The 16998-nt window shown below is 68.5% G+C and carries 14 protein-coding genes and 1 pseudogene; 9 read left to right on the top strand and 6 right to left on the bottom strand.

Translation table 11 applies throughout. The annotated features are described in order from the left end of the window. From L2Z93_RS13745 to hisN, 3 genes are all read right to left on the bottom strand, one after another. On the bottom strand, window positions 1-1212 hold the full coding sequence (locus tag L2Z93_RS13745) for an acyl-CoA dehydrogenase family protein (protein ID WP_090589411.1): 1212 nt from the start codon (window positions 1210-1212) through the stop codon (window positions 1-3). Between the two features lie 39 nt (window positions 1213-1251). After that, window positions 1252-2625, bottom strand: a complete 1374-nt coding sequence (locus tag L2Z93_RS13740) for an acyl-CoA dehydrogenase family protein (protein ID WP_090589409.1) — start codon at window positions 2623-2625, stop codon at window positions 1252-1254. Window positions 2626-3150: 525 nt separating this feature from the next. Then, window positions 3151-3939: a histidinol-phosphatase gene (gene hisN, locus L2Z93_RS13735; protein WP_090589407.1), complete on the bottom strand. Its 789-nt coding sequence runs from the start codon at window positions 3937-3939 to the stop codon at window positions 3151-3153. Between the two features lie 86 nt (window positions 3940-4025). On the opposite strand from hisN, the pseudogene L2Z93_RS13730 reads away from it, so the two are divergent. After that, window positions 4026-4376 (top strand): annotated as a pseudogene (locus L2Z93_RS13730) (hypothetical protein); the annotation flags it as partial. Between the two features lie 204 nt (window positions 4377-4580). Here L2Z93_RS13730 and L2Z93_RS13725 read toward each other — a convergent pair. Beyond that, complete coding sequence (locus L2Z93_RS13725; RefSeq protein WP_090589402.1) at window positions 4581-6035, bottom strand: FAD-dependent oxidoreductase; 1455 nt, start codon at window positions 6033-6035, stop codon at window positions 4581-4583. A gap of 113 nt (window positions 6036-6148) precedes the next feature. On the opposite strand from L2Z93_RS13725, the gene prfB reads away from it, so the two are divergent. The 7 genes from prfB (at window position 6149) to L2Z93_RS13690 (ending at window position 11726) form a co-directional block, all read left to right on the top strand. Beyond that, the gene (gene prfB / locus L2Z93_RS13720; protein WP_090589400.1) at window positions 6149-7264 is read left to right on the top strand and encodes a peptide chain release factor 2; all 1116 of its coding nucleotides are present in this window, start codon (window positions 6149-6151) and stop codon (window positions 7262-7264) included. Next, window positions 7265-8233 carry a mechanosensitive ion channel family protein gene (locus L2Z93_RS13715; protein WP_234786162.1) on the top strand — a complete coding sequence of 323 codons (969 nt, stop codon included), beginning with the start codon at window positions 7265-7267 and terminating at the stop codon, window positions 8231-8233. Further along, on the top strand, window positions 8230-8721 hold the full coding sequence (locus L2Z93_RS13710; RefSeq protein WP_090589399.1) for an Rv3103c family proline-rich protein: 492 nt from the start codon (window positions 8230-8232) through the stop codon (window positions 8719-8721). Before L2Z93_RS13715 ends, L2Z93_RS13710 begins: the two co-directional genes overlap by 4 nt. Before the next feature lie 61 nt (window positions 8722-8782). Further along, the gene (gene ftsE / locus L2Z93_RS13705; RefSeq protein ID WP_090589521.1) at window positions 8783-9472 is read left to right on the top strand and encodes a cell division ATP-binding protein FtsE; all 690 of its coding nucleotides are present in this window, start codon (window positions 8783-8785) and stop codon (window positions 9470-9472) included. Further along, window positions 9473-10360, top strand: a complete 888-nt coding sequence (gene ftsX, locus L2Z93_RS13700; protein WP_090589397.1) for a permease-like cell division protein FtsX — start codon at window positions 9473-9475, stop codon at window positions 10358-10360. It abuts the gene before it with no gap. Between the two features lie 71 nt (window positions 10361-10431). Further along, window positions 10432-10884, top strand: a complete 453-nt coding sequence (gene smpB, locus L2Z93_RS13695) for an SsrA-binding protein SmpB (protein ID WP_234786167.1) — start codon at window positions 10432-10434, stop codon at window positions 10882-10884. After that, the gene (locus tag L2Z93_RS13690) at window positions 10881-11726 is read left to right on the top strand and encodes an EamA family transporter (RefSeq protein ID WP_090589518.1); all 846 of its coding nucleotides are present in this window, start codon (window positions 10881-10883) and stop codon (window positions 11724-11726) included. Before smpB ends, L2Z93_RS13690 begins: the two co-directional genes overlap by 4 nt. Before the next feature lie 11 nt (window positions 11727-11737). Here L2Z93_RS13690 and L2Z93_RS13685 read toward each other — a convergent pair whose 3' ends face one another. After that, window positions 11738-13120, bottom strand: coding sequence for a DUF1254 domain-containing protein (locus L2Z93_RS13685; RefSeq protein ID WP_234786166.1), 1383 nt, complete (start codon window positions 13118-13120; stop codon window positions 11738-11740). A 184-nt stretch (window positions 13121-13304) separates the two neighbouring features. Here L2Z93_RS13685 and L2Z93_RS13680 point away from each other — a divergent pair, with 184 nt between their 5' ends. Continuing rightward, window positions 13305-14300 (top strand): AraC family transcriptional regulator, encoded by a 996-nt coding sequence (locus tag L2Z93_RS13680; protein WP_090589391.1) that lies wholly within the window; start codon window positions 13305-13307, stop codon window positions 14298-14300. A gap of 234 nt (window positions 14301-14534) precedes the next feature. Here the strand turns inward: L2Z93_RS13680 and L2Z93_RS13675 are convergent, their stop codons facing one another. After that, complete coding sequence (locus L2Z93_RS13675; protein ID WP_052615836.1) at window positions 14535-16910, bottom strand: arylsulfatase; 2376 nt, start codon at window positions 16908-16910, stop codon at window positions 14535-14537. Window positions 16911-16998 lie beyond the last annotated feature (88 nt).

Raw genomic sequence — 16998 nt, 5'->3', positions numbered from 1 at the left:
CTACTTCAGTTCGGCCGACGACAGGCCCAGCAGGCGTCGCGCCACCACCAGCTGCTGGATCTGCTGGGTGCCCTCGAAGATGTCCAGGATCTTCGAGTCGCGGGCCCACTTCTCGAGCAGGGTCTCCTCGGAATAGCCTGTGGTGCCAGCCATTTCGACGGCCTTGAGGGTGATGTCGGTGCCGACCCGGGCGGCCTTGGCCTTCGCCATCGACGCGTCCTTGGAGTTCGGCAGCTTGTTATCGGCCATCCAGGCCGAGCGCAGCGTCAACAGGTAACCGGCCTCCCACTCCGACTCCAGCCGGATGAACTCCGCGGCGGCGGCGTGCTGGGCGTGCGGCGGCTTGTCGTAAGAGATCTCGATGCCGGCGTCGGTGATGATCCGGCGCAGTTCCTCCAGCGCGGCGCGGGCGCAGCCCACCGCCATGCCTGCCACCAGCGGGCGGGTGTTGTCGAAGGTCTCCATGACCCCGCCGAAGCCCTTGTCGACATCGATCTCGGGGCTGCCGAGCAGGTTGTCCTTGGGGATCCGGGCGTTCTCGAAGCGGATCACCGCGGTGTCGGACGCCTTGATGCCGAGCTTGTGCTCGAGGCGCTCCACCGTCACGCCGGGCGCGTCGCGGGGCACCACGAACGACTTGATCGCCGCGCGGCCCTTGGACTTGTCCAGCGACGCCCACACCACGATGTGGTCGGCGCGCGACCCGGCGGTGACGAAGATCTTCTCGCCGTTGATGACGTACTCGTCGCCGTCAAGGGTGGCCGTGGTGGACACCGCCGCCGAGTCCGAGCCGAAGCTGGGCTCGGTGATCGCCATCGACGCCCACAGGTTCTTGCCGAAGCGCTCCAGTTGCTCATCGGTGGCCACCGAGGAGATGGCCGCGTTGCCCAGCCCCTGGCGCGGCACGCTCAGCAGCAAAGCGACGTCGCCCCAAGAGATTTCGATCGCGTTGAGCAGCGCCGACATGTTGGCGCCGTTGATGTTCTTGGTGGCGTCGCCGGCGCCGTGGAAGGCGCCCGCGCCGGCGAACGAGATGGTGTTGGCCTCGGAGATGCCATCGAACAGGTCGGCCAGGGTGTCCAGCTCGACCGGGTAGGCGTGCTCCTTGAGGTCGTACTTGCGCGAGATCGGGCGGAGCATCTCCGCGGCGCCGTCATGCCCCTTCTCGGCGACGGCCTGCAGCTTCTTGGGCAGTTCGAGATTGATTGCCATGTCAGGTTTTTCCGTTCTTGTCTTTGCTACGGCCAGGCTTTACAGGACCACGACGCCTTCGGCGACGCCGACGCCGCGAAGGTCGCGGTACCAGCGCTCAACCGGGTGTTCCTTGGTGTAGCCGTGGCCGCCGAGCAGCTGGACGCCGTCCAGGCCGATCTGCATGCCGCGGTCGGTGGCGATCTTGCGGGCCAGCGCGGCCTCGCGGGCGAAGGACATGCCCTGCTCGGCGCGCGACGCGCCGCGGTAGGTCACCATCCGCAGCCCTTCGAGCTCGATGGCGATGTTGGCGGCCATGAAAGCCACCGACTGGCGCCGTGCGATCGGCTCCCCGAACGCCTCGCGTTCCTTGATGTAGGGCACCACGTAGTCCAGCACCGCCTGGCTGGCGCCGACGGCCAGCGCCGCCCAGCCCAGCCGGGACAGCGCGATGGCCTCGGAGTAGTCGGCGTCGGACGCGGAGTCCTCGCCCAGCCGGTTGCTCAGCGGCACGGAGACGCCGCTGAGCTCGACCAGCCCGAGCGCGGCGGCGCGCAGACCCATGCTGGGATCGGCGGTGACGGTCAGGCCCGGGGAGTCGGATTCGACGATGAACATCGCCGGCTTGCCGTCGAGCATGGCCGAGACGATGAAGACCTCGGCGTCGGCGGCGGCCGGGACCAGGGACTTCACCCCGTCCAGACGGTAACCGCTGGGGATGCGCTTGGCGGTGGTGCGCAGCGCGGTCGGGTCGAACAACGGCTGCGGTTCGGTGATCGCCACACACGCCTGCGGGACGTGCTCGCCGGCGAATTCACCCAGGTAGGTGGCCTGCTGATCGGCGCTGCCCCAGTGCGCCAGCGCGGATGCGACGCCGCCGGGGGCCAGGATCGGCAGGGCCAGTCCCATGTCGCCGTAGGCCAGCGCTTCGGCGACCAGCGCGTTGGTGACGGTGGAGCGCTGCGCGGCGATGCCGTCGAAGTCTTCGGGCACATTGATCGCGGTGACGCCGAGTTCGGCGGCCCGGGCGATCAGGTCGGCCGGGAAGGCGGCTGCGGCGTCGGCGTCATGGGCGGCCGGGCGCAGGATCTCGGCGGAGAACTCGCGCACGGTGTCGATGATCATCTGCTGGTCTTCGTCCGGCGTCAGATCGAAGTAGTCGGCGCCGCTGGCCTTCAGCCGGGTGGGGGACTTGCCGCTGCCGCTGATCTTGTTGAACTGCCGGGTGGCCGCGCCGGCGCCGGAGAAGGCGGTCTTGACGCCGTAGCGCAGGCCGCGGTTGATCGGATCGCGCAGGCCGTACTTGTCGAGGAACTCCTGACCCATGATGGGCGTGACGATCGCCAGGCCGATGGAGGTCAGGTTGCGCTTGTGGCGCTGCAGCCCGATGGCGCTCTCATTGCCGGGCTTCGGAGTGGACTTGGTGTTGGGCATGTGAATTCAGCAACCTCGGGAGTTGACGGGGTACCAGATGGTGATGACCGTATCTTACTCCAGAGTAAGATAAGAAGAGTGTTACGGAAGTCACAGGTGTTGGCGGGCGGTTTCTGCGGCGACGACGTGAGGGCGGGGCCGGTCATCGAGTGAGGAACCAGGGACGTCCGTGAGACGTCAGGGCGGGGGCGCTCATCGAGTGAGGAACCAGGTACGTCAGTGAGACGTCAGGGATGCAAGTGAGATACCAGGGCGGCGATCTGCATCGAGTGAGAATCTAGGGACACGTTGTTCGAGTAACCCCCACCCGTATGTCTCACTCAATGAAGAACCCCACCCTCACGTCTCACTGAGCTACCTCAGTTCTCGAACGCCTACCTGACGCCTCAGCCGATGAGCGACCCCGCCACCAGTTCTCACAAGCCGCCACGGGGTCTCACTCGATGACCGCCGTAGCCACCTGTTCGCAACGACCGCCAGGAGTTCTCATTCGATGCGCGGCGCCGAATGCCCACAAGCGTCCGGCTACGGGCTCAGCCGCGCGAGCACCTCGTCGTGCAGCAGACCGTTGCTGGCCACCGCGCTGCCGCCGTGCGGGCCAGGGGACCCGTCCAGCGCGGTGAACCGACCGCCCGCTTCGCGCACGATCACGTCCAGCGGCGCCAGATCCCACAGCGCCACCTCCGGCTCGGCGGCGATGTCCACCGCGCCCTCGGCGACCAGGCAGTACGACCAGAAATCGCCGTAGGCCCGGGTCCGCCACACCGCGTCGGTGAGCCCGACGAACGCCTCCCGCACACCGCGGTCCGCCCACCCCGATAGCGACGAGTACGACAGACTCGCCGAACCCAGCTCGCCCACCCGGGACACGCCGATCTCCCGGATCTCGCCGCCGAAGCGGGTGTAGGCGCCCAGTCCGACGCCGGCCCACCAGCGCCGGCCCAGCGCCGGGGCGCTGACCACGCCGATGGTCGGCACGCCGTCGTGCAGCAGCGCGATCAGCGTGGCCCAGACCGGCACGCCGCGAACGAAGTTCTTGGTGCCGTCGATCGGGTCGATGACCCACTGCCGGCCGGCGCCCGGGACTCCGCCGAATTCCTCGCCGAAGATGGCGTCGTCGGGGCGGTGGGCGGCCAGCAGCTCGCGCAGCTCGGCCTCCACCCGGCTGTCGGCGTCGGTGACCGGGGTGAGATCCGGTTTGGTGTCGACCTGCAGATCCAGGGCGCCGAACCGCTGCAGGGTCACCGAATCGGCATGATCGGCCAGATCCAGCGCCAGGGCGACGTCGTCGGCGGGGTTGCGCGGAGAAGTCATCTGCCTTGCCTACCAGAACCGGGTGACCGGGCCGCGACCTGCGCGTGAATCGGCGCCCGGTGCGCGTCGGCGCCTACCATGGACGCATGGTCGAATTCCTGATCGTGTTGCTGCTCGTCGGCGCGTTGGCGCTGATCGTCGTCCCGCGGCTGCGCGGCCGCGGACCGCGCAATGCGCAGGACGCCGCGGTCGGCGAGCTGCTGGTGACCGGCGTCAGCCCGCGCCCGGACGCCACGGGGGAGCAGTTCGTCACGATCAGCGGCGTGATCAAGGGCCCGACGGTCGCCGAGCACGTGGTCTATCAGCGGATGGTGTGGGACACCGCGGACTCCTGGCCGAGCATCGGGCAGCTGTTCCCGGTGCAGTACTCGGTGAAGAACCCCGACAACTGGGTGATGTTCCGCGAACAGCCGCCGGTGGACTACCCGAGCGACCCGCAGTACGGCGCCCCGGAGCAGCCGTACTCGTCCCCGAACCCGCCGTATTCGCCGCCGAACCCTCCGTACTCGCCGCCCAAGCCGCCGTCGAACGAGCCGCCGTACCAGCCGCCGCGCAACCAGGGCCCGCAGGAGCCCCCGCCGCTGCACTGACCGGCGAGCTCACGCCGGCGAGCTCAACCCGGCGAGTTCAGCCCGCCGAGCTCAGCCCGGCACCCCCGCCGCCCGCAGCAGCGCCTCCATCCGCGGCAACTTCACCCGCGGACGCCCGTGCGGCTCGCCGGCCGCGCGTTCCTGCGCGTCGAGCAGCAGCCAACCGTCAGTGGTCACCAGCGCGGGCTGCCGGGAGCGCAACCAGGCTTCGAGTTCGGCGCCACGCTCGGGAGACGACGAGACCGGGTCGCGGCCGGCCAGATCCTCGATCAGCAGATCGGCCACCTCGGCGGAATCCTTCTTGTTGTGCCCGATCACCCCGGACGGCCCGCGTTTGATCCAGCCGACCACGTACTCGTTGGCGCTGCCGACCACCCGGCCGTCGACGTTCGGGATGATCCCGCGGGCGGAGTCGAACGGCAGACCATCCGTCGGCGCGCCCCGGTAGCCGACCGCGCGCACCACCAGCGACGCCGGCACTTCCTCGCGCGCCCCGGTGTCGACGGCCACCGGTCGGCCGTCGTCGCCGGTGACCAGCTCGTTGCGGCCCAGCACGATCGACTCGACGCGGTCGCGGCCGCGGATCTCGATCGGCGAGGTGAAGAACCGGAACACGATGCGGCGATTGCGGCCGCGCGGCGGGGTGTCGGCGAACCCGCGCAGCACGTCGATGTTGAGTTTGATGTGATGGCCCGCCGCGGCGGCGTCGGACTCCGAGACGTCGGCCAGATCCGCCGGGTCGACGATCACGTCGACATCGGCCATCGAGGCCATGTCGGCCAGTTCGTGCAGCTCATGGGTGGTGAAGGTGGCCTGCATCGGGCCGCGGCGGCCGACGATCAGCACCTCCTCGACGCCGCTGTCGGCCAGCGCCGCCAGCGCGTGATCGGCGATGTCGGTGCCGGCCAGCTCAGCGGTGTCGCTGACCAGCATCCGCGCCACATCGATCGCCACATTGCCGTTGCCGACCACCACCGCGCGGGACCCGGACAGGTCCGGCGCCAGGTCGGTGAAATGCGGATGCGCGTTGTACCAGCCGACCAGGCGCACCGCGGCCAGGCTGCCGGGCAGGTCCTCACCGGGAATGTTCAGCGGTCGGTCGTTCTGCGCGCCGATCGCGTAGATCACCGCGTCGTACTGCCGCGCCAGTTCCTCGGCGCTGACGTGTTCGCCGACGGAGTCATGCGTCGGTCCCAGCTTCGAATCGGCTCCGCAAGCTCCGCCGATCCTCGCTGAACCGACGGAGACATTCCCGAAGAACCGGAACGCCGGATCGGCGGCGGTCTTCTCGAACTGCCTGCTGATCGACTTGATCCGCGGATGATCGGGCGCCACCCCGGAGCGCACCAGCCCCCACGGCGTCGGGAGCATCTCCAGCATGTCCACGAAGATCGCCGGCGCGTCGGGGGAGGCGGCCCGGGCGGTCTCGGCCGCGCGCAGCAGCGCAGACGCCGCGAAAAACCCGGACGGACCGGACCCGACAATCGCGACGTGATAGGCGCGCATGGCAAACCCTTCCGCCCGAGCGGGCTGGGCGCGGGCTCACCCGAGCCTAATCGCGCGGCAGCGGCCCCCGCCGCTGATCGGCGCGCTTGTGCGCGGCGGTAACGTGGACGCCCGTGGACCCCGACCTCGCCGCTGAAATCGCCGCCCTCGACACCACGTTGACCACGGTGGAGCGGGTGCTCGACGTCGACGGTCTGCGGGCGCGCATTCAGCAGCTGGAGACCGACGCCTCGGACCCCAAGCTGTGGGACGACCAGACCCGCGCCCAGAAGGTCACCAGCGAGCTGAGCCACACCCAGGGCGAACTGCGCCGGGTCGAGGAACTGCGCGGCCGGCTCGACGACCTGCCGGTGCTCTTCGAGCTCGCCGCCGAGGAAAGTGGCGCGGACGCCGAGAACGCCAAGGCCGAGGCCGCCGCGGAGCTGAACCAGCTGCGCGAGGACATCGAGGCGATGGAGGTCCGCACCCTGCTGTCCGGGGAGTACGACTCCCGCGAGGCCGTCGTCACCATCCGCTCCGGCGCCGGCGGCGTCGACGCCGCGGACTGGGCGGAGATGCTGATGCGGATGTATGTCCGCTGGGCGGAAGCGCACAACTACGGCGTCGAGGTGTTCGACGTGTCCTACGCCGAAGAGGCCGGCATCAAGAGCGCCACCTTCGCCGTGCACGCCCCGTACGCCTACGGCACCCTCTCGGTGGAGCAGGGCACCCACCGGCTGGTGCGGATCAGCCCGTTCGACAACCAGAGCCGCCGGCAGACGTCGTTCGCCGACGTCGAGGTGCTGCCCGTGGTGGAGACTACCGACAGCATCGACATCCCCGAGGGCGACATCCGCGTCGACGTGTACCGCTCGTCGGGCCCGGGCGGGCAGTCGGTGAACACCACCGACTCCGCGGTGCGGCTGACTCACCTGCCCACCGGCATCGTGGTGACCTGCCAGAACGAGAAATCACAGCTGCAGAACAAGGTGTCGGCGATGCGGGTGCTGCAGGCCAAGCTGCTGGAGCGCAAACGCCAAGAGGAACGCGCCGAGATGGACGCGCTCAAGGGCGACGGCGGCAGCTCCTGGGGCAACCAGATGCGCTCCTATGTGCTGCACCCGTACCAGATGGTCAAGGACCTGCGCACCGAGTTCGAGGTCGGCAACCCGGCCGCCGTGCTCGACGGCGACATCGACGGATTCCTGGAAGCTGGGATCCGCTGGCGCAACCGCAAGGACGACGACTAAGTGACCCTGCAGGCGCTGTCGATTCCGCTGGCCGACCGTTGGCACGACTTCTGGGCCGGCGACCTCGGCGTGTGGCTGCTGACCCGCGGCATCCGGGTCGCCATGCTGCTGCTGGCCGCGGCGCTGATGATCCGCTTCATCAGCTGGGGCGCGCAGAAGGTCACCCGCCGCATCGACGACTCGTTCCGGGAATCCGACGCGCTGGTGCTCTCCGAGAGCAGCAAGCACCGCCAGGCGGTGGCCTCGGTGATCTCCTGGGGGCTGATCGCCCTGCTGTCGGTGACGGTGTTCGTCCAGGTCATGGCGGTGATGGACATTCCGGTGACCACCATGGTCGGCGCCACCGCGGTGGTCGGCGCGGCGCTGGGCTTCGGCGCGCAGCGCATCGTGCAGGACCTGCTCGCCGGATTCTTCATCATCACCGAACGCCAGTACGGCCTCGGTGACCTGGTGCAGTTGTCGGTCAGCGGCTCCAGCGTCGACGCGCTGGGCACCGTCGTCGACGTCACCCTCCGGGTGACCAAGCTGCGCAACGCCGACGGTGAGATGTACACCGTGCCCAACGGCCAGATCGTGAAGTCGCTGAACCTGTCCAAGGACTGGGCGCGCGCCGTCGTCGACATCCCGGTGCCGGCCACCGCCGACCTCGAGGTGGTCCGCAAGCTGCTGCAGAAGGTCTGCGACGACGCCATGAAGGATTCGCACCTGCGGCCGCTGCTGCTGGACAAGCCGCAGGTGGTGGGGGTGGAGAGCATCGAGCTCGACACCGTCAACGTGCGGCTGGTGGCCCGCACGCTGCCCGGCCGGCAGTTCGACGTCGGCCGCGAGCTCCGAGCGCTGGTCGTGATGCGGCTGGCCCGCGCCGGTATCGAGTCCAACCCCGAGCACCGGGCGACGGTCAGCGTCTCCGGCGAAGGGCAGCCGTCGACATCCGACGCCGGGTCCGAAACCTCGGGGGAGCAGAAATGAAAATCACCCTGCGCCGGCCGGGTGATGAGGACCTGCGCTGGCCGAGCTACATGTTCTGGGGACGGGTCCGCACCTCGACGGTGGCGCTGCTGGTCGCGTTCGGGCTGTGCTGGTACGTCTACGACAACTACACCCCGGGCCCGGCCGCGCCGCCGGTCCAGGAGGCCCCGCCGGGCATGGTCCCGGTGTGGGTGCCCCAGACCCAGGTCTACAACCCGCCGGAGGAGACCTACACCGAGGAGCCGACGCCGACCGCGGAGCCGACCCTCACCGAGGAGCCGACGCCGACCGACACCGCGACGCCGGACCCGAACGCCACCACCACGACCACCACCACGACGGTGGACCCGGAAAGCCTGCTGCCGCCGTGGATGCGCCCGCTGGAGACCACCACGACCGCCCCCAGCCCGGAGCCGGGCGCCCCGCCCGGGGCCCCGCAGCCGTCGGGTCAGAACGGCCCCGGCGCGTCGCCGTCGCCGGCGCCCTGAGGCCGCGGCGCCCGCGCCTGGTCGGGAACTCGGCGCGGCGCGGCTAGACTGGCGCACCGTGATGATCAGCCTCGACCACGTGAGCAAGCAGTACAAGAGGTCGGCCCGCCCCGCGCTCGACGACGTCAGCCTGAAGATCGACAAGGGCGAGTTCGTCTTCCTGATCGGGCCGTCGGGCTCGGGCAAGTCCACCTTCATGCGGCTGCTGCTGGCCGAGGAGAAACCCAACCACGGCGACATCCGGGTGTCGAAGTTCCACGTCAACAAGTTGCACGGCCGGCACGTCCCGCAGTTGCGGCAGGTCATCGGCTGCGTCTTCCAGGACTTCCGGCTGCTGCAGCAGAAGAGCGTGTACGACAACGTCGCGTTTGCCCTGGAGGTGATCGGCAAGAAACCCGACGCGATCAGCCGGGTGGTGCCCGACGTGCTGGAAATGGTCGGCCTGTCCGGGAAGGCCAACCGGCTGCCCGGCGAGCTGTCCGGCGGTGAGCAGCAGCGGGTGGCGATCGCCCGCGCGTTCGTCAACCGTCCGCTGGTGCTGCTGGCCGACGAGCCGACCGGCAACCTCGACCCGGAGACCAGCCGCGACATCATGGATCTGCTGGAGCGGATCAACCGGACCGGCACCACGGTCCTGATGGCCACCCACGACCATCACATCGTCGACTCCATGCGCCAGCGAGTCCTCGAACTGTCACTGGGCAAGCTCGTGCGCGATGAGCAGCGCGGCGTCTACGGAATGGATCGTTAAGTGCGTTTCGGATTTCTTGTCAACGAAGTTCTGACCGGGCTTCGTCGCAACATCACCATGACAGTTGCGATGATCCTGACGACGGCCATCTCCATCGGCCTGTTCGGCGGCGGTCTGCTGATCATGCGGCTGGCCGACCAGACCCGCGACATGTACCTGGACCGGGTGGAGTCCCAGGTGTTCCTGGTCGACGACATCTCCCGCAACGACCCGAACTGCGACGGCGCGCCGTGCAAGGCGGTGCTGGACGCCATCCTGGCCCGCCCCGACGTCAAGGGCCAGCGGTTCCTGTCCGGGGACGCCGCCCGCGAGGACGCGCTGAAGAAGAACCCGCAGTTCCGCGACGTCGCCACCGAGACGCAGTTCCCGTCGTCGTTCCTGGTGAAGCTGGACGACCCGGAGAAGCACGAGGACTTCGACGAGGCGATGCGCGCCGTCCCGGGCGTGCGCGGGGTGCTCAATCAGAAGGAGCTCATCGACCGGTTGTTCTCCATCCTGGACGCGGTCTCGGGCATCGCGTTCGCGATCGCGCTGGTGCAGGCGATCGGCGCCATCCTGCTGATCGCGAACATGGTCCAAGTCGCGGCCTACACCCGTCGCACTGAGATCGGGATCATGCGCCTGGTGGGCGCGAGTCGCTGGTACACCCAGTTGCCGTTCCTGGTCGAGGCGGTGCTGGCCGCGACGGTCGGTGTGCTACTGGCGGTGCTGGGGCTGATCGTGACGCGGGCGTTCTTCCTGGACCGGGTCCTTGATCAATTCTCTCGGCTCATTCAACCGGTGGACTGGGCCGACATCCTGTTCATCATGCCGTTCATGCTGGGCGTCGGCGTGGTGATGGCCGCCGCGACGGCCTACGTCACGCTGCGGCTGTACGTGCGAAGGTAGCGGTGGTCAAGAGCAAACAGCTCCGCAAGGAGGCCGCACTCAAGGCCGGCGACCGCAGTGGCGGCCGCCGGGTGGTGGCGACCAACCGTCGGGCCCGGCACAACTACACCATCCTGGACACCTACGAGGCCGGGCTGGTGCTGCAGGGCACCGAGGTCAAGGCGCTGCGCGAGGGGCAGGCGTCGCTGGCCGACGCGTTCGCCACCATCGACGACGGCGAAGCGTGGCTGCGCAATCTGCACATCCCCGAATACAACCTGGGCACCTGGACCAACCACGCCCCGCGGCGCAACCGCAAGCTGCTGCTGCACCGCAAGGAGATCGACAACCTGGTCGGCAAGATCCGCGACGGCAACCTGACGCTGGTGCCGCTGTCGCTGTACTTCTCCGACGGCCGGGTGAAGGTCGAGTTGGCGCTGGCCCGCGGCAAGGCCGCCCACGACAAACGTCAGGACATCGCCAAACGCGACGCCGACCGGGAGATCTCCCGGGAAATGGGGCGGCGCGCGAAGGGCAAACTCTGACCGCCATCCTCTGGGCGCTGGTCTCGGCGCTCGGATACGGGGTCAGCGACTTCGTCGGCGGCATCGCCTCGCGCCGGGTCGCGGCGTTGCGGGTGGTGCTGGTGTCCTACCCGACGGCGCTGATCATCCTGACGGTTCTGGCGTTCTGCGCGGGCGGGGAGCTTTCCGGTTCGGCGATGCTGTGGGGGTCGCTGTCCGGGATCGGCTCGGCGCTGGGCATCTGGTGGTTCTACGCGGCGCTGGCCGCCGGGCCGATCTCCATCGTGTCGCCGCTGACCGCGATCCTGGTGTCCGGGGTGCCGGTGATCGCCGGCTTGGCGCTGGGGGACCGGCCGTCGGCGCTGGCGGTGGCCGGGATCGGCGCGGCGCTGATCGCGGTGGTGCTGGTCAGCCGCGGGGTCACCGACGAGGACGCCAACCCGCACCGATTCACCGCCAAGGTGGCCTGGCTGACCGTCGGCTCCGGGGTGGCGTTCGGGCTGTCCCTGGTGCTGATCGCGCCGGCGCCCGCCGATTCCGGGCTGTGGCCGCTGGTGTTCGTGCGGCTGGCCGCGACGGGCCTGGTGGTGGTCGCCGCGGCGTTCTCCGGGGACCTCGGCACGCCCGACCGGCGCACCCTGCAGTTGGCGCTGCTGGTCGGAGTGCTCGACGTGATCGCCAATATCGCGATGCTGGCCGCGCTGCGCGGGGCCATGCTGTCGCTGGCCGGGGTGCTGATCTCGCTGTACCCGGCGGCGACGGTCGGGTTGGCGATCGTGGTGCTCAAGGAGCGGGTGAGCCGCTGGCAGGCGGTGGGCATGGTGCTGGCGCTGGCCGCGGTGGCGATGATCGCCCTGGGCTGAAAGCGGTGGTCTCAGCTGGTCCTGGTGACGGCCGGCGGCTTCCAGGAGCCGTCGATGATGGACGGCGCTGATTCGCTCGGCCAGTACAGGCGCAACATCAGTTTGAACTTGCCGGCCGGCGCCGGCAGCCAGTTCGTCTCCCGCTCGGGTCCGGGATTGTCGCGCTGCAGATACAGGTCCACCGATCCGTCCGGGTTGGTGACGAACGAGTTGCGCTGGCTGAGGGTGTACCGGTTCAGCGGGTTGTCCACGAAGAAGAAGTCCTCGTCGTACATGGTCAGCGACCAGAACGCTTCGGCCGGCGGGAGTTGGCCGGCGTCGAAGCGCAGTGTGTAGGTGCTGGATCCGTCGTAGGGCTGCCCGGTGGAGTCGGTCTCGGAGGTGGGGTACACCGCGTCTCGGGGCCTGTTGGCGCCCAGCCCGATGGCGGTGATCACCGCGCGCTGGACGTAGTTCACGCCGTACTGCCCGGTCTCGGTGGAGAACCGCCACCCGTTGTTGTCCTCGAAGCTCTTGAAGTGGGCCATGATCTTCTCGAAGCCGTCGCGGGGGACCGACGCCAGCGCCGCCACGGCATCGGCGCCGAGCGAGCCGGGGTCGAACTTCTGGCCTGCGACGATGCCGATCCTGGCCATCCGGTCCACCATCGACTGGTCGGCTTCGGTGGGCGGGTTGTCCGTCATCAGCGTCGTCATCAGGTTGAAGTAGTCCTCGACGCTCAGGTTGTTGACCTGATCGCGCACCGGGGTCGTCATGTCGATGGTCGGGTCGATCTTTCCGGCCGGCGGTGTGTACGGCTTCCCGTACGAACTGAGTGGCGTCAGCGAGATCGCGTCCTGCATCGTGTGCACCGCGGCGTAGTCCTCGGGCGTGCCGGTGCAGTAGATGCGGCCCAGCAGCCAGACGATCGAGGTCGGCGACTTGTATTCGGTGACCCCCGGCGGCAGGTCGCCGGTCCAGTTCGGACCGGTGATCGCGTAGGTTTGCGGGCCTGTTCCCGTGGTGCGCTTGCCGGGGACCTCGAACACGTTGGTGTACCCGTCCAGCATGGGGAACAGGTAGTAGCGGTCGTTCGCCTCGGGCAGGCTCAGCACCCACGGCTCATCTGCGACGTCGACGAACCCGTTGGTGTATAGCGTGTCGGCGTTCGGCGCGGTGACATCCCGGAACTGGGCGTTCGGGTACTCCCGCATGCGCATCAACTGACCCATCGGCGCGCGCGGGGCTTCGGCCTTGTCGACGTTGGTCATCACCCGTCGGGTCATCTCCACCGTGACGAGCGGGTAGCCGTAGATGTAGGCGTCCAACGCGATGGCCGCGACCTCGTCGGCGGACAATTGCCCGGACGGCGCGGTGTCCGGCGTGGACGAGGAACACGCCGAGGTGGCGGCCATCAGGACCGTGGCGCCCAGCGCCGCGCACACCCGGGTCAGACTCATTCCGCTCACGGAACACGTTTCCTCTCTTGAGGTTTCGCCTCCGGCGTCAGGCAGCCCGGGGGACTCTGGGCCATCAGACTGCAGCACGGCGGAGCGTTTCGTCTTGACATCTTGGGATAGGTGTTTGACAGTCTGGGACATGGCGGTGATCCGTGGCACGGCGCTGACGAACTTCGATCGGCTGGTGACGGAACTCGGAGGCGACCCTCGCGCGCTGGCTGCGGCCGCGCGCATTCCGTTCGACGACATCGGCCGCCACGACCGCTTCATCTCGCTGCCGAACGGCGCGCGCATGCTCGAGGACGCCGCCGTCGGGCTCCAAACCCCGGACCTCGGGCGGCGCTTGGCGCGCTATCAGGGCATCGAGATTCTCGGGCCGGTGGGGCTCGCCGGCCGCAATGCGGACACCGTCGCCGACGCGTTTCTGCTGTTTGAGAAGTTCATGGCGGCCTACAGCCCGTCCATCACGGTGCGGATCATCCCGCATATCGACCCGGAGCTGTGCCGCTTCGAATTCGAGTATCGGCTCGATCGGCCGCCGCCTCCGCAGGCCCAGGCCATCGAACTGTCCCTGGGCGTCACCCTCCAAGTGCTGCGCTCGTTCCTGGGCTCCGCCTATCGGCCCGTGGCCGTGCACCTGCCGCACCCCGCGCGCACCCCCGCCGACGACTACCAGAGCTACTTCGGGTGCCCACCGATATTTTCCGAATCCGTCGGTGGTTTCACGCTTCGCGCCGCGGATCTGCGGCGGCGGCTGCCCACAGACCGGCTGGCGCACCAGACCGCGCTCGACTACCTCGCCGGAACTGCGGACGCCCACCCGCCCACCACCAGCCAGTTGGTCCGCACCCTGGTCCGGCAATTGCTACCGACCGGAGCGGTCGGCCTGGCCGATATCGCCCGCTCCATCGGCGTTCACCCCAAGACTCTGCAACGGCGACTGGCTGCCGAGAACGCCACCTTCGCCGAACTGGTCGACCAGACTCGCCGCGACGCCGCCGAGCGTTTGCTGCTCGACGCGGACATCAGCCTGAGCCAACTCTGTCGACAGCTCGGCTACGCCGAACAGAGTGTGCTCAGCCGGTCCTGCCGACGCTGGTTCGGTGTCCCGCCCAGCGCCTTGCGCAAGCGTTGAGGCTCAGGCCCCCGAAACCGGGGGCCTGAGCCTCAACGTCAGAAAGTGGAGCTAACTGTCATATTTAGAGTGTCTTCCGTGTCGTCTGTATGCCGTCGCATCCGGCGCGGTCGAGGAAGAGTGTCTTCCACCATTACAGCAGAGCGGTCGCCAAAGTCCGCTTTGCCACGTCGCCCGCCGGCGACGCCGCGACCGAAGTTCCGCTACAGCACACGGGGTCCTTAATCCGATCTGCTACTGGCGGGCCAGGGCGATCCGCACGGCCTCGGCGGGGTCCACCTGATGGCCGGCGGCGTCAGATTCCTCGGCGATCGCCAGTTGCACGCCGCGCACCCGGCCGGTGAAGCGGTTGTCACCTGGCCGGTAGTCGGGTGAGACCGCCGAACCGGTGTCCGCACCGACGTCGAGCCCGTCGTCGGCGGAGTACACGTTGGTCAGCGTTGCCGCCACCTGCCCGGTACCCACCGCGGCGCCGTCGACGAACAGGGTCACCGTGCCGCCCTTAGCCAGACCCGGCCCGTCGTAGGCGAATTCCATGCGCACCTGATGCGCACCGGAAGGCAGCGGTTCGGCGGATTCGGCGAAGAAATGCTGCAGGCCACCGAGGTTGTAGCAGTACTTGAGCTTGCCTCCGTGGGCGTACAGCGACCAGCCGCCGATGTTGGCGCCCTGCGCGACGATCACGCCTTCGGCGCCGCCCTCGGGCACGTCGATCTCGGCGGTCACCGAGTGCGACTTGTTCTTGAGGTTGAGCACGCAGTTCTCCGAGAGCCGCCCCATCCCCGCGAACAGCACCTGCGTGTTCCCCTTGATCAGCGTCGGGCGTCCGGCCAGGTCGGGATTCATCCTGACCGTGAGGTTGTCGTCCAGCGGCAGGACGTTGAATCGCGTCGCCTCGATCAGCCACAGTCGCTGCAATTGGTGCAGACGCTGCGGCTGCTCCTTCGACAGATCCTTCGCCTGGGTCCAGTCGACCGTGGTGTCATAGAGTTCCCACACGTCGTCATCGAATGCGACGGTGTCCTCGCCCATGAGCACCCACGGTGTCTTGTGCTTGGTCACCGCGGTCCAGCCCTTGTGGTAGATGCCGCGGTTGCCGAACATTTCGAAGTACTGGGTCTCGTGCCGGTCGGCGGACCCGCCGTCGTTGAACGAGTACAGCATGCTGGTGCCCTCGATCGGCGCCTGCTGCACCCCGTTGACGAACAGCGGCTCCGGGATCCCGGCGGCCTCCAGCAAAGTGGGCGCCACGTCGATCACGTGATGGAACTGATCACGATGCTCGCCGCGGGACTGGAAACCGTTGGGCCAGTGCACCACCGTGCCGTTGCGGGTGCCACCCCAGTGCGAGGCGACCTGCTTGGTCCACTGGTATGGGGTGCACATGGCGTGCGCCCAGCCCACCGCGTAGTGGTTGTAGGAGTCCGGGCCGCCGAACTCGTCGAGGCGTTCCATCAGGAACTCGGGTGTCTCCAGCGCGGCCATCCCGTTGAAGTTCAGCATCTCGTTGAACGTGCCGTTGAAGGTGCCCTCGGCGGAGGCGCCGTTGTCCCCGACGATGTAGTAGACCAAGGTGTCGTCGAGTATTCCGAGCTTGTCCAGCGCGTCGATGACCCGGCCGACGTGGTGGTCGGTGTGCTCGAGGAACCCTGCGTAGACCTCCATCTGCCGGCGCAGCACGGGCTTGAGCTCCTCGGGCATGTCGTCCCAGGCCGGGATCTGCTCGGGCCGCGGCGTCAGCTCGGCGTCCTGCGGGATCACCCCGAGTTCCTTCTGCCGGGCGAAGGTCTGCTCCCGCAATGCATCCCAGCCGGCGTCGAACTTGCCGCGGTACTTGTCGATCCAGTCCTTGGGTGCGTGGTGCGGGGCGTGGGTGGCGCCTGGCGCGAAGTAGGTGAAGAACGGCTTGTCCGGTGCGAGGGCCTTCTGCTGACCGATCCAGGCGATCGCCTTGTCCGCCAGGTCCTCGGTGAGGTGGTAGCCCTGCTCGGGGGTGCGGTCCACCTCGATCGGGGTGGTCCCCTCGTACAGCGAGGGGTACCACTGGTTGGCTTCGCCGCCGATGAAGCCGTAGAAGTGCTCGAAACCCCCACCGGCGCTGGGCCAGGCGTCGAACGGCCCCACCTGGCTGGTCTGCCACACCGGCACTTCATGGCATTTGCCGAACTGCGCGGTGTTGTACCCGTTGAGCTTGAGGGTCCGCGCGATCGGCGACATGGTGTTGGGCAGCACCGAGTTGTAGCCGGGCTGGCCGGTGGCGATCTCGGTGATCCCACCCATCCCCGCCGAGTGATGGTTACGCCCGGTCAGCAGGGCCTGCCGCGTGGGTGAACACAAGGCGGTGGTGTGGAACCGGTTGTACTTCAGACCGCCGGCCGCGAGCCGTTCGGCGGTCGGGGTGGCGCACGGCCCGCCGAACGCGCTGGCCGCACCGAACCCGACATCGTCGAGCAGGACCACCAGGATGTTCGGGGCGCCCTCCGGGGGCCGGATGTCGCGGATCAGCGGATGCGGGGTGTCCGGATCCTTCGCGTCGTAGGTGACCAGTCCCGTTCGCGGCGCGCTCGGAATCGGCAGATGGGTTCTGGAAACCTGTGGGCCCGTTGTCATTTGCTGGTGTCCTCTCCGCGGCCCCGGCGGGCCGTGTTCCACGCGTCGGTGTTCTCCGGCGCGTCTCTATCCTTCACGATCTGGCCGC

Origin of the sequence: Mycolicibacterium brumae (genome assembly GCF_025215495.1) — a bacterium.
Taxonomy (GTDB): Bacteria; Actinomycetota; Actinomycetes; order Mycobacteriales; family Mycobacteriaceae; genus Mycobacterium; species Mycobacterium brumae.
The sequence above is the reverse complement of the archived record's forward strand: the minus strand, read 5'-3'. Positions and strand labels throughout refer to the sequence as shown.

Bases quoted from the DNA above. Each gene is read 5' to 3' on its own strand.
- hisN (WP_090589407.1), bottom strand. From the start codon at position 3,939: ATGACTTCTCCGCGCAACCCCGCCGACGACGTCGCCCTGGCGCTGGAT.
- L2Z93_RS13740 (WP_090589409.1), bottom strand. From the start codon at position 2,625: ATGCCCAACACCAAGTCCACTCCGAAGCCCGGCAATGAGAGCGCCATC.
- L2Z93_RS13675 (WP_052615836.1), bottom strand. From the start codon at position 16,910: ATGACAACGGGCCCACAGGTTTCCAGAACCCATCTGCCGATTCCGAGC.
- L2Z93_RS13745 (WP_090589411.1), bottom strand. From the start codon at position 1,212: ATGGCAATCAATCTCGAACTGCCCAAGAAGCTGCAGGCCGTCGCCGAG.
- L2Z93_RS13680 (WP_090589391.1), top strand. From the start codon at position 13,305: ATGGCGGTGATCCGTGGCACGGCGCTGACGAACTTCGATCGGCTGGTG.
- L2Z93_RS13685 (WP_234786166.1), bottom strand. From the start codon at position 13,120: ATGGCCGCCACCTCGGCGTGTTCCTCGTCCACGCCGGACACCGCGCCG.
- ftsE (WP_090589521.1), top strand. From the start codon at position 8,783: ATGATCAGCCTCGACCACGTGAGCAAGCAGTACAAGAGGTCGGCCCGC.
- L2Z93_RS13710 (WP_090589399.1), top strand. From the start codon at position 8,230: ATGAAAATCACCCTGCGCCGGCCGGGTGATGAGGACCTGCGCTGGCCG.
- L2Z93_RS13725 (WP_090589402.1), bottom strand. From the start codon at position 6,035: ATGCGCGCCTATCACGTCGCGATTGTCGGGTCCGGTCCGTCCGGGTTT.